We start from the raw sequence: 11,630 nt of genomic DNA, 5'->3' as shown, positions 1-11,630 counted from the left end.
GGGCCTTAGACATCCCAGATCTTCCCAAATCAGAAGGCACTTTCGCGTTCCCGGACCACGGCACCGCCCACCCTTACTGAAGGGCCGAGGCTAGTAATTCGATGAGCGTGTGGTCGGCCTGGGCCAGGGTCGGTGGGCCGGACATCGGTCTTGTCAGGATTCGGCGGCAGTGGTCGAGTTCGACGTAGACCTCGCCGCCGGTGTTGTTGGAGGCCCGCAGAACGGCGAACCGGTCTGCCGGGCCCGTGCACTCCTTCGCCGGAGGCATCGAGGCCAACGTGCGTGCGATGACCTCGCGTCGCTGCTCCGGAAGGAGCAGGCCGTAGTCGAAGGTTCCGGCGACGTCGGGTGTTCCCTGTCGATCGGCCGGTACCCGGAACACACACAGACGCATCTGTGACGTGGGCTCGAACGGAAGCGATACGTGGCTCGGGAGCGCGCGGGGCATCGGGCCGCTGGTTTCGATGGCCACCATGTCTTGCCACTCCTGGGTGCAGCCGGAGACGGCGGCCCCGGACGACAGGATCTCTCGTATGACCTTCTCTTTGATGGTGGTCAGCCGCAGGGCGCGTACGGCTTCCTCTACCTCGGTACGTGCCTTGCCGCAGCCGGTCGTGGGGAGCCCTGGCCGGATCCAGTGGCCGTGGGCGTCGAGTAGCAGCAGGTTCGGCACCCAGGGCATATCTGCGGTGCAGGCGTCGGGGATGAACGTGTCGTCGGGTAGCCGCAACGCGGCGAGCAAGGTGGTCAGGTCGGTGGCCCGGCCCTCGGTCAGGACCAGGTCCTCACCACGGTCGGCGCGTCGTTTGGGTTCGAGTTGGCATTGGACTGCGACGGTGGCCGCGAAACCGGTGTCGAGGCGCGGCAGGATGAGGGCGTCCGACGGTCGCCCGCCGATCTCCATGGGTGCGTCGGTCTCACACGAGGTCCAAGCCTTCTGAACGGCCGGAGTGCCGGTCACAATCGGGAAGGGCCGCCCCTGCAGCTTGTCGGCTGGTGGCTCGGCGATCCTGCCTGCGTTCTCGCAGGCGGCCATGACGGCCAGGGCTGCCAGCACGGTGAGTCCTTTGGTGATCGCGCGCATATCACTCCTCTACCAGCACCGGGCACAACTCGTCCCGGGCTCGACGATGTTGGTCGCGATCCGCATCCCACCTGTCGTCACGCTGCCAACCGTCGGCCCATCGCCTGTAGCGGTGGCAGACATTGACGAACCTGTTGTCCATGGTTCAACGAGCGCTAGGGCTTCAGGTGGCGTCCGCGCACCGACCGCTCTGCCTCATGGACGCCGGAACGCGTAGCTGTCGATTGGTTGGTCGCAGGCCCAGTGCTGTTGACCTAACGCGAAGGTTGCATGACTATCTGTGACCTGGCGTCGGTTTGATGAGAGGGGTGCGTGTGGCCGGCTCAGGCGTCGACAGCGAAGACCCAATCTGTGAGGCTGGACAAACGACTCAACCCACATGATTCGAGACGATGAGGCTGGCGCGTTCGTAGCGGGACGAGACGAGTTGGAAGAACAGGTTCGCGGCTTCGGCTTCGAAGGGGATGTAGCCGACCTCGTCGACGATCAGCAGTGGGATCCGGCCGAGTTTGACCAGTTCGTCTTGGAGTCGGCCGGCGGCGTGGGCATCAGCGAGGCGGGACACCCACTGGGCGGCGGTCGCGAACGCGACCCGGTGTCCGGCCTGGCGGGCCCGGATCCCCAGCCCGATCGACAGGTGGGTCTTGCCGGTGCCGGGCGGGCCGAGGAACACCACGTTCTCCCGACTGGTGATGAAGTCGAGGGTGCCGAGGTGAGCGATCGTTTCGCGTTTCAGCGACCGTTGGTGGTCGAAGTCGAACTCCTCCAGACTCTTGCGGGCCGGGAACCGGGCGGCTCGAATACGCCCCTCACCACCGTGGGCTTCCCGGGCGGCGACCTCGCGTTGCAGGCAGGCGGCGAGGAACTCCTCATGCGTCCACGACTCGGCCCGGGCCCGTTCCGCCAGACGCTCCACGGCTGCGGCGAGGGACGGCGCTTTCAACGCCCGGGTCAGGAACGCGATCTCCGAGGCGACGTTACGGCTGCTGGTCTTGGTGACCATCACGCCACCGCCTGCACATCATCGAGACCGAAGACCCGGTCGTAGTCACTCAACGCCCGGTGTTCGACCTCCGTCACAGCCCCGGTCGTCGTCCGGTGAGCCACGGCACGCAGATCGTTGGCGGCCTGGTGGTGGACCGGGTCGGTGATCGTCTGGTGCGCCGCCCAGCAACGGGCATGCCGGCCGACCAGACGCCCATCGGAGAACACCTCCACCACATCGGTATCGGCGACGACCTCGACCCGTCGGCCGACGACCGACGGGTGCACCGAATAGTCGTTCGCGTCCAACCGCACGTAAGGATCACGCGGGAGGCGTGTCGCCTGCCGCCACCCGACGACCGGCGCGACTGGTGGCAGCGACAGCATCGCCTGCCGGTCGGCGTCCCACCGGTCGACCGGCCGGCAGCCCAACACCCGATGCCGGCGGTTGTTCGCCCGGACCAACCAATCTGCCAACCGGACATTGAAATCCGCAGACGAGGCGAACGACCGGCCGGGCAGGAACGACGTCTTGGCAAATACCTGAAGACATCGAAGATCGTTGGGGCAAGCCCTACCACCTCAACCTCGTCAAATCGATGGCCGATGATCACGGCCGGGCGGCGGCGGGTGTCGAGATTGTCCGCACGAGCAACCACCGCCGGTCCGTGCACTCCAACCAGCCAGTCAACCGGCCCACGGCGGCCCACAAGTCGGTGTCCGCAGCCGTCAGGCCCAGAACGAGGACGGTCTCGGCGTAGACGGCGACGATAAAGCGTCCTGACCCGCGGCGGTCGCCCGGACATCGAGTTCACCGGACGCAGCAAGTTCCGGGCGGACTCGTGAGCGGGTCCCCATTGGCTGTCGGAGGATTCCGAGGTGGACGTTGGTCAGATCGTCTGCCTACTCATTGTCACCAACTCCAAGGAGGGGTCACCGCGTCCACCCGTCGTCGATCTCGACGGGAACGTTGACCGGGTTGACGGGGATTGAGCGGAGCGCCGTTAGGCGCTCGCCGACCAGGGAAACGACTTGTGGTTCAAGTCACCTCGGGTCATTGGACGATCGCAACCCCGGCCAACCCCGGCCAACTCTGAACACCTCTTCCCGCCGGTCCATGGACACACTGATGCTGATCGAGAGCTAGGTGACCATTACTCTACGTAGCAATACTTCCGGGAACAGGGATCGCCCTCTCGGCCCGGTAACGCTGCTCCTGGACGAGTACTCGCCCAACCCGCGGCCCACTCCACTCTGGAGCGAAAGTCAAAAAAATGCCGCCGAGATGGGCAAGAACGATCGGCCGCGGTCGCGTAGTCACCGCAAAAGAGCACAGTGGGCCCATACACAGGGTCAGCCTGGCATGTGTGGTTACCCCCGTCCCCTAAGCCGACGGACGGAAGAGATTGATCAAAAGATTGCCTCCCGGTAATCGCTTCACCACGCATCGTCCGGTACCGTCACGACGGCGATGTCGATCAATCTAAGGTTGGTCGATCCAAACGGGAGCCTGGGGAGGCTGCTTCGTGAAGCTGTTGACCAGTCGCACCATGCGCGCGGCCCTGTCGCCGCCAGGGAGTCAGCGAGGTGAGCCCGTCGTATACCCGACGTAGCTCCAGCATGTCAAGCTCCATTATACGGGGAACGGGGATCAGCTGATGACCAATGAGGCCGACGACGCGAACTTCGAGGTGTTTGCCCAAGGAATCCGGCGCTGGCTGCGCTACGAGGCCTACATTGTCTGCGGCGACTGGCACGAGGCTGATGATCTTGTTCAGATGGCATTGTGGAAGATTTACCGCCGATGGTCCCATCTCCGCCGGACCGCCGAGCTGCGGGCATATGCCCGTCAGGTCGTGGTGAGCATCTTCCTGACCGAGCGGCGGCGCTCGCGCTGGAAGCACGAAATCATGACCGAGACGATCGTCGATTATGGACAGCTGACCGACAGCCACCGAGCGTTTGAGGACCGGAGCCTCTTACTGACCGCGATGCTGCAACTCGGCGCACGGCAGCGGGCCGTCGTCTCGCTACGGTTCGTCAGGGATCTCAGCGTCGAGCAGACCGCGAGGGCCCTGGGTTGTACGCCCAGCACAGTGACCAGCCAAACGGTGCGCGCTCTGGCGACGTTGCGCCGCGCGCTCCAGTAGCTCTGCCCGCCGTTCCTAACGCGGAAATCTGTTCTCTGCGGATGCAGTTTCCCGGCGGGTTCAGGTCGTTTACATAGACAGGGGCCCCCAGGGCGACCGCCCGCAGCCTCGGGCCGGTCTCCCTCCTGCACCACCGACGCTCGCAACCTCTCCCGGGACGCCGACGAGGCCGAGCAACTCCTTAGGTACAGATTCCCCGTGCAAGTATACCTCAAAGAGGAAACCTGATGCTGCGTAGAAGTCTGCAAGTCTTCGTCATGATGCTCACGGCCACCGCGATGCTGGTCACCGCCGGCACCGGCGCATCGGCCTCTGGCCAGGTCGCCGTCGCCAAGCCCTCGGCGGCCAAGATCGTCACTGTGTCCAGCGTGCCGGACGCCAACTCGCCGGAGATCCGCCAGATCACCCAGGCTCTGCAGGCCGGTCAGCAGGTCGTCCTGCGGGCCACCGGCGGCGGATCGGCGACCCTGGCGCTCAACAACGGCGTGATCGACGTCATCAGCGCCAGCGGTACCGACCAACAGCTCCTCGGTTGGTGCGCCAGCTCTATCGCCGCCTTCCTGTTCGGGTTGGGCGCCGTCGCAATCGGGGCGCTCGCCGTCGCCTCCGGCGGTGCGGGCGTCACCATCGCCGGGTTCTTCGTCAGCACGAACGCCCTCTACGGGGCGGCGGCCGTTGCGGGCAGCTACTCGGCCCTCTACGCCTTCATCGACAGCAAGGTCTGCAACTAAAGTCCCCGACGCTCCCCCGGCCCATTGACGCGCTTGCCCGCGTCAATGGGCCGGGGGCCTTCATGCTCAATCCGTGTCGGGCGAGGCGTCGGACAGCAAGCTCTGCAACGCCTCGGCGTGCGCTGCGAAAGCACGTCGGCCTTGCGATGTCAGCGACACCCACATCCGCCCCCGTCGAGGCAACCCCATCTCACGCTTGGTCGTGATGTAACCCGCGCCCGACAACGGGGAGAGCTGTTTGCTGAGCACCGAATCGCTGACTCCGAGTGTGTCGCGCAGGGTGCTGAACTCGACTGCTTCGGACGCCGCCAGCATCGCGCAGATCCGCAACCGGTACGGCGCGTGGATCAAGTCGTCGAAGCCGGTAGAGGAACTCATGCCCTGGTCACTCGCGCGCCGGCGCCAGCGCGCCGCCAGCGCATCACACCGATCGTGACGGCGACGGCCGAGACCGCGGCCAGTCCCGTGAGCCACCACAACTCGAACTGTTGACCTGCCATGCCTGCGGTGAACACCGCGAATAACGCTGCGGTCCCGATACACACCTGAACCAGGGACCGACGGTTTTCGCGGGGGACCACACCCGCCCGGACCGGAGTACCGAGAGCCATCAGCGTGCCTGCCAGGTACACCACGGTCGCCACCACCAGCACCACCGCGCTATCCACCAGCAGCGCGGCCACCGCCGCGCCCATCACTACCGGTACCACCCACCGTGAGCCTCCCGTCTCCGCCTCGTTCAACCGGTCCGCCACCGCAGCCTGCTCCTGCCGGATAACAGCCAACGCCTCCTCGGCGTCCCGGCGCTCAGTGCTGGACATCACCACCCCTTTCTTTCCATGCCGGAAACATTATCAATTTCCAACAGGGAAAGAAAGAGGCCGGCAGTGAAGTCTCTGCCCGCCCACACCTGCTTCGCCTCCGCCAGTGACCGCAGTGGGCTTACTGCCGCCCGGCTGGATGTCGCGGGGCGCGTCAACCGTCCTGAGCGTCGTGGGTCGCGCAGCGGGCGGATCTACTGTTCGCTCGAGGGCAGGGAAGGTGTAACGGCCGAGCACGTTGACGTGCGCGTACCCGACGGTGAGTGACGAGCACCGATATCGGACTCGCGTGCACCGGCTCGTTGAGCCGACCCATCTCGGCCGCCAGCCGCAGCGCCGCCAGCACGTCCGACCCGTACCGCAACCGGGGCCGTGATCTCAAGGATGACCCTGGGCGGAGCACCAGCTTCCTCGTGACACAGAGGGGCTGAACGTCGATCCGACAACCGATACACCGAAGATCGGCAGTCCGCTATCCCCGTGTCGTTTCGTGGTGTTTCGTCTGCCCGGGCTGTGCCCGGAAGGAGATCAAAAACCCCGCCTCCATGATTCGGAGGCGGGGTTTTTTTGTTTACCAGCCGTAGTCGCACCGAACTTGTCGTTGTTCGCTAGAACTGAACGTTGACCTGCACAGATACGGCCAGACGTTCGTCTTCCATCGTCACTGATAGTCAGGGTCAAACCAGGGTTCTCGGGGGGTAAACGGGGGGCACCGTCGGGACCCGCCCACGCCCCACCGCATCGCCATCACCGCGGTCGGACCCTCCGCCCGGCCGACCCCTCCCACGCCTGGCAGCGCAACAGATCATGAATCACCGGGTCGGTGCCGTCGTCACGCCACAGGGCGAAGTAGTAGTACATCGCGGACCTCGGCGGCAGATCGTGCGGCAGGTACGCCCACTGACAACCAGTCCGGGTCTAGCCGCACCGCCTCGACACCATGGGCGCACGTAACGACGGCCCTGTTATCGCTCACATTCGGTGGCCGAGGGCGACGGCCAATCCTCACCATCGCCCAGCGCGGTGCCAGCCTGGTCCGTACCCCGACGAGCGGCTGGCTGGACCTGCGGGCAGTGTTCCTGCGGGTGCCGCTGCCGCCGCCGGTTCTTCGACACCCGAACGCCCACCCCGCGTCTCGGGGCCCCACGGACCACGCCCGACGGCGTATTTTGCAGCCATGCAGACATCATCGTCGATGCCCCGGTCACCGGGGCGGGACAACCAGCGGTCGGCCGCCTCATGACGGGCCGTCATTCGCTGCTCCGGAAGGCCGGACAGGTCGCCGTCGTCGGGATCCTCGCGGTCGGGTCGTCCGCCGTGCTCGGTTCCGCACCGGCGTACGCGTCCGACCCGGATCCGTCCGCCAACGCCGTCATCGTCTGGGACCGCAACGCCGAGACCGCGATCTGGGAGGTCGCCGGCCAGCAACCGCAGGTCCAGGCACGCAGCTTCGCCATGGTGCACGGGGCCGTCTACGACGCGGTGAACGCGATCGCCGGCACGCCGTACCAGCCGTACCTGGTCGCACCGGCGACCCGGGGAACCGAGTCGACGGACGCGGCCGTCGCCACCGCCGCCTTCACCGTGCTGGACGCACTGTTCCCCGACCAGCACCAGCGACTGCGGACGCAGTACGACGAGTCGCTGGCCACGATCCCGGACAGCGTCGCGAAACGGCGCGGGATCACCGTCGGCAGCCGAACGGCGGCCGCGATGATCGCCGCGCGCAGGAACGACGGGGCGTTCGGCGACCAGACCTGGGTGATCGGCAGTCAACCCGGTCAGTGGCGGCCCACGCCCCCGACCTTCACCTACGACGGAGCCTGGGTCGGCAACCTCAAGCCGTTCGTCATCCCGCGTGCGTCGATGTTCCGAACCGCCGGCCCGCCCGCCCTCACCAGCCACCGGTACGCCCGGGACCTCAACGAGGTCAAGGAGATCGGCGCAGCGAACAGCACGATACGGACACTCGACCAGACCCAGGCGGCGATCTGGTGGCACGACCGACACCTGGCCGAATGGGAAATCAAACGGCAGCTCGCGACGACGCAGCGGCTGAACGTCCTCCAGACCGCCCGGATGTTCGCGATGGTGGACCTCGCAGAAGCCGACGCCACGACCGCCTGCTACAACGAGAAGGCCGCATGGAGCTCCTGGCGGCCAATCACCGCGGTCCAGCTCGCCGACACCGACGGCAACCCGGCCACCGTGGCCGACCCCGGGTGGTCGCCGCTGCTGGTCACTCCCCCGCACCCCGACTTCACGTCCGGGCACACCTGCTTCACCGCGGCCAGCATGTCGGCGTTGGCGTACCTCTTCGGTCGGGACGACATCGCGTTCAGCGGATACAGCGCCGCCTCGGGCACCACCCGGTACTTCCGTGGCTTCTCACACGCCCTCTCCGAGGTCGTCGAAGCGCGCATCTGGGGTGGCATCCACACCCGGACCGCCGACGTGGAGGGCGCGAAGATCGGCAAGCAGGTCACCGCGTACCTGGTCCGGAACCACTTCCGGCCACAGCGGTAACAATCCCGGCTACCGGAGTTCCTCCTGTCGACCCGCGGTACCTGGTTGGCTACGGTCTCGCCCGACTGCGGCCATCATGGAATGACTACGTGCCGCGCCCTGTCCGAGGCGTTGCAGGTCGCGGACCGTTGGCACCTGTGGCACGTGCGCCGTGAGGCGCTGATTGATCGAGTGGGGGTGAGAGACCTTCGCCGCCGTCCTGTCACGGCAGGGTGGTGAAGCTGGGGGCCGCCTGATCCGGGAGGTGGCGGGGAGGCCGGATGCCAGACGGAGAGGGCGACGCCCAGACGCTTCCCACGTTCACTTGTACCGTTCGGATATTCGGTCATGGCCCGGAGGTGAGGTTTTGTGTGTCGTCGGGCCTGGGTCGACCTGGACTGGAGTTTCGGTCGTGCAGGGCCGAGGGGGATCTCGCCTGCGACTTCCCGCACGTCGACATGATCGGCTTGATCCGCGTGTGCGCTTGCTGTTCTGATCGAGATCGCGACCGGCAAATGGATATCCTGGCCGCGACCACGAACCTGTGCCGTTCGAGGACTCGGTTGGGCTAGTTGCTGACCCTCGTAGGGCCGATGAGCACAATCGCGAGTGCCAACGTTCCGCTACCGGCAACATCGGGATCGACCCGCAATCTGCCGCTCGGTCCCGACGATCGGCCGCTCAGGCACGTCCCTTGCCGGGTAGTGCCTGAACGGCCACCGATCATCCTCCATAGAAGGCGTAGAGGTACGCCCGCACCACCGGCGGGTCCGGTGTGTGTTGCACCATCACCGTCGCGGTGTACGAGTTGGCGCGCTGCCCGACGAACCGCTGGAAGCGCTGTTCCGGGCCGACCTGCCAACCCATCTTCGCCACCGGTTCGCGATCCAGCCACCTGTCCCGCACCTCCAGCGGCCGCTCGGCGGCGGCACCTCCGGACCGGGTCGCCTTGAGGTCGTCGTGCAGACCGTTGGCCTCGAGGAAACTGTTCACACAGTCCTCCGAGCCGGAGACCCTCAGGTAGACGTCCCGGTAGTGCCCGAATCCGTTGCCGACGAAGGCGTACCTCAAGTTCTCCCGGGCGCACTCCGGCACCCCAACACCAGCACGCTGGAGGCCGTCGTCCAGAGGAAGGTCGCCGCCGTCGAGCTGGTAGCCGCGAGGGTCACGGCCAGCTTGGTCGGAGCCTTCCACCTGTCGGCCGATGAAGAACCCACCGGCGACCATCACGGCCGACACCACTGCCAGTCCGACCAACCCTGCCCATCCTCGCACCACCACATCACCCTTCGACAGCTTCGAGATCGGAGATCCTACCAAGTGTGGTAATTGCTCTCGGAAATTACGGCGAACTCGCGCGCCCCGCCGAATCCGGCCGCATTCGCCGGCCCTCGGAACGGAACACCGAGCAGATCCTCGTTCTTGTCGAAGTTCCACGCCTTGTACGCGGTGACCTTGTAACCACCCGATGTCGAGTAGCCTCCATTCGCGCTCCGGGTGACCGTGATCATGCCGGTCACCTGGTACGTCATTCCGCGAAGCGCGTAGAACATGTCGTCACTGACGCCCTTCTCGAAACTCATCGGCGTCCATCCGCTGTCGAACGAGTATTCGCATGACGCCTTCTCACACTGCGCCATGCCCTGGCTCTTGACCGCCGCCAACGTCGCGTCGCAGCAGCGGAGAACTCGGTCTTGCCGAGCAGCATCTCCCCGTCGAGCACCCGATCCTCACCGGTCTTGCCCATGTAGTGGTGGTAGAGCTGGCACGCCTGCCCGCTGTCCAGGGCGACCCGGCTGCCGCAGGACAGCACCTCCCATTGCATAAGGCCCGACTCGACCTCCGCGAACTGTCCACACTTCCCGCTCATCGAGAAAAAGCAGAAGCTCGGTGGGGGGCTGTCTCGCCAACGGCACCTCTCTGTGTCAAGGGGTTGGCAACAGAGAGGTCTCCAACTTGTTGAATTGGCAGCGGAGGTCAGGGTCTGCAGCCATGATCTTCAAGGTTGTGGTCGGGGTCGCTCGGGAAACACCTGCCGCCTACGGGCTGGCCCTCGAACGGCCTGCGCCCCGGCCACGACCGCCGGCGAGAGTGGCTCGAGAGAGGTCTGTTTAGCCCGAAGTTGGTTTGCCCTCCTCGCCGGGTCCCCCTTCCCCCGGCCCCCGAGGAGACCTCCGTGCCCCCCGCCCTGCCTCCAGCACCAGCCCCGGTCATCATCGCGGTTGATCCTCACAAGGCGTCCTGGACCGCCGTCGCGGTCGACAACCGACTCCAGCCCCTGGCCGCGATCCGCGTCGAGGTCAACCGCGACGGCTACCGGCGACTACGTCGCTTCGCCAGCCGCTGGTCACACGCCTCATGGGCAATCGAAGGCGCCACCGGCCTCGGCGCCACGCTGACCGCCAAACTAACCACCGACCACATCGACGTGGTCGATGTGCCCGCGAAGTTGGCCCGTCGCGTCCGGATGCTCTCAACCGGACACGGCCGCAAAACCGACCAGGCCGACGCCCTGTCGGTCGGAATCGCCGCGCACACCGCCACCCGCCTCAACACCGCTGTCATCGACGAAGCGATCGCCGCCCTGCGATGCCTCACCGACCACCGCGACGACCTGGTCCGCACCAGAACCCAGACCATCAACCGGCTGCACGCGCTGCTCGCCCAGCTCATCGCCGGCGGTCTTCCCCGCGCGCTGACGGCCGAGACCGCAGCCGCCGCGCTGCGCAGCATCCGCCCCCGCGCCACGCTGGCCCGCACTCTGCGGCAGGTCGCTGTGGACCTACTCAGCGAAGTCCGCCGCCTCGACCGGCGCATCACCGAGGCAACAACAACCCTGTCCACTGCCGTCACAGCCTCAGGCACCACCCTGACCAAGCTGCACGGCATCGGAGACGTGACCGCCGCGAAGATCCTGGCCCGGGCCGGCGCCGTCAGCAGATTCCGGTCCGAGTCCGCGTTCGCCTCGTACTGCGGGGTAGCACCGATAGAAGTCTCGTCCGGTGACATCCAACGGCATCGCCTATCCCGCGCCGGCGACCGGCAGCTCAACTACGCGCTGCACGTCATGGCCATGGCTCAGATCAAACGCGCGACCCCGGGACAGGACTACTACCAGCGCAAAAGAGCAGCCGGCAAGACCCACAAAGAAGCCATGCGCTGCCTCAAGCGCCGCCTCGCAGACGTTGTCTACCGAACCATGATCAAGGACACGGAGACCTCTCTGTTGCCAACCCCTTGACACAGAGAGATGCCGTTAGTACTCCAGCCGCATCTGCTGAATTTGGAGTCTTCGCTGGTAGTGGCTCACTTTGGCTCGGTATTGGTGGCGGCGACGCCACCATGACCATCGATA

At 66.1% G+C, this 11,630-nt stretch carries 9 protein-coding genes and 3 pseudogenes; 4 read left to right on the top strand and 8 right to left on the bottom strand.

The features are described 5' to 3' along the window. Positions 1 to 73 precede the first annotated feature (73 nt). The 3 genes and pseudogenes from ACWEFB_RS38070 to ACWEFB_RS38060 all read right to left on the bottom strand — a co-directional run. Entirely contained in the window at positions 74 to 1,084 is a 1,011-nt protein-coding gene (locus ACWEFB_RS38070; protein WP_452293082.1) for a hypothetical protein, read from the bottom strand. A 379-nt stretch (positions 1,085 to 1,463) separates the two neighbouring features. Then, positions 1,464 to 2,087, bottom strand: a pseudogene (gene istB, locus ACWEFB_RS38065) (IS21-like element helper ATPase IstB); the annotation flags it as partial. Then, positions 2,087 to 2,608 (bottom strand): annotated as a pseudogene (locus ACWEFB_RS38060) (Mu transposase domain-containing protein); the annotation flags it as partial. The pseudogenes ACWEFB_RS38060 and istB, both read right to left, overlap by 1 nt. Before the next feature lie 1,118 nt (positions 2,609 to 3,726). On the opposite strand from ACWEFB_RS38060, the gene ACWEFB_RS38055 reads away from it, so the two are divergent. Both ACWEFB_RS38055 and ACWEFB_RS38050 read left to right on the top strand, forming a co-directional pair. After that, entirely contained in the window at positions 3,727 to 4,218 is a 492-nt protein-coding gene (locus tag ACWEFB_RS38055; RefSeq protein ID WP_452293081.1) for a sigma-70 family RNA polymerase sigma factor, read from the top strand. A 227-nt stretch (positions 4,219 to 4,445) separates the two neighbouring features. After that, positions 4,446 to 4,949 (top strand): hypothetical protein, encoded by a 504-nt coding sequence (locus tag ACWEFB_RS38050; protein ID WP_452293080.1) that lies wholly within the window; start codon positions 4,446 to 4,448, stop codon positions 4,947 to 4,949. A gap of 66 nt (positions 4,950 to 5,015) precedes the next feature. On the opposite strand, the gene ACWEFB_RS38045 is transcribed toward ACWEFB_RS38050, so the two are convergent. From ACWEFB_RS38045 to ACWEFB_RS38035, 3 genes and pseudogenes are all read right to left on the bottom strand, one after another. After that, positions 5,016 to 5,327, bottom strand: coding sequence for a transcriptional regulator (locus tag ACWEFB_RS38045; RefSeq protein ID WP_452293079.1), 312 nt, complete (start codon positions 5,325 to 5,327; stop codon positions 5,016 to 5,018). Continuing rightward, complete coding sequence (locus ACWEFB_RS38040) at positions 5,324 to 5,770, bottom strand: hypothetical protein (protein WP_452293078.1); 447 nt, start codon at positions 5,768 to 5,770, stop codon at positions 5,324 to 5,326. Before ACWEFB_RS38040 ends, ACWEFB_RS38045 begins: the two co-directional genes overlap by 4 nt. A gap of 697 nt (positions 5,771 to 6,467) precedes the next feature. Then, positions 6,468 to 6,685: pseudogene (locus tag ACWEFB_RS38035) on the bottom strand (transposase); the annotation flags it as partial. Positions 6,686 to 7,009: 324 nt separating this feature from the next. Here ACWEFB_RS38035 and ACWEFB_RS38030 point away from each other — a divergent pair. Continuing rightward, the gene (locus ACWEFB_RS38030) at positions 7,010 to 8,296 is read left to right on the top strand and encodes a vanadium-dependent haloperoxidase (protein WP_452293077.1); all 1,287 of its coding nucleotides are present in this window, start codon (positions 7,010 to 7,012) and stop codon (positions 8,294 to 8,296) included. A 702-nt stretch (positions 8,297 to 8,998) separates the two neighbouring features. Here the strand turns inward: ACWEFB_RS38030 and ACWEFB_RS38025 are convergent. Together ACWEFB_RS38025 and ACWEFB_RS38020 are read right to left on the bottom strand one after the other, a co-directional pair. Beyond that, the gene (locus tag ACWEFB_RS38025) at positions 8,999 to 9,532 is read right to left on the bottom strand and encodes a hypothetical protein (RefSeq protein WP_452293076.1); all 534 of its coding nucleotides are present in this window, start codon (positions 9,530 to 9,532) and stop codon (positions 8,999 to 9,001) included. 56 nt (positions 9,533 to 9,588) lie between these two features. Further along, a complete protein-coding gene (locus ACWEFB_RS38020; RefSeq protein ID WP_452293075.1) occupies positions 9,589 to 9,858 on the bottom strand; it encodes a hypothetical protein in 270 nt (89 codons plus the stop codon). A 593-nt stretch (positions 9,859 to 10,451) separates the two neighbouring features. On the opposite strand from ACWEFB_RS38020, the gene ACWEFB_RS38015 reads away from it, so the two are divergent. Beyond that, on the top strand, positions 10,452 to 11,516 hold the full coding sequence (locus ACWEFB_RS38015; protein ID WP_452293074.1) for an IS110 family transposase: 1,065 nt from the start codon (positions 10,452 to 10,454) through the stop codon (positions 11,514 to 11,516). The last annotated feature ends 114 nt before the right edge of the window (positions 11,517 to 11,630 follow it).

It is taken from the genome of Micromonospora sp. NPDC004704 (genome assembly GCF_053601675.1).
This window is presented reverse-complemented; position numbering and strand designations above follow the sequence as displayed.

Bases quoted from the DNA above. Each gene is read 5' to 3' on its own strand.
- ACWEFB_RS38055 (WP_452293081.1), top strand. From the start codon at position 3,727: ATGACCAATGAGGCCGACGACGCGAACTTCGAGGTGTTTGCCCAAGGA.
- ACWEFB_RS38020 (WP_452293075.1), bottom strand. From the start codon at position 9,858: ATGAGTTTCGAGAAGGGCGTCAGTGACGACATGTTCTACGCGCTTCGC.
- ACWEFB_RS38070 (WP_452293082.1), bottom strand. From the start codon at position 1,084: ATGCGCGCGATCACCAAAGGACTCACCGTGCTGGCAGCCCTGGCCGTC.
- ACWEFB_RS38030 (WP_452293077.1), top strand. From the start codon at position 7,010: ATGACGGGCCGTCATTCGCTGCTCCGGAAGGCCGGACAGGTCGCCGTC.
- ACWEFB_RS38040 (WP_452293078.1), bottom strand. From the start codon at position 5,770: ATGTCCAGCACTGAGCGCCGGGACGCCGAGGAGGCGTTGGCTGTTATC.
- ACWEFB_RS38050 (WP_452293080.1), top strand. From the start codon at position 4,446: ATGCTGCGTAGAAGTCTGCAAGTCTTCGTCATGATGCTCACGGCCACC.
- ACWEFB_RS38045 (WP_452293079.1), bottom strand. From the start codon at position 5,327: ATGAGTTCCTCTACCGGCTTCGACGACTTGATCCACGCGCCGTACCGG.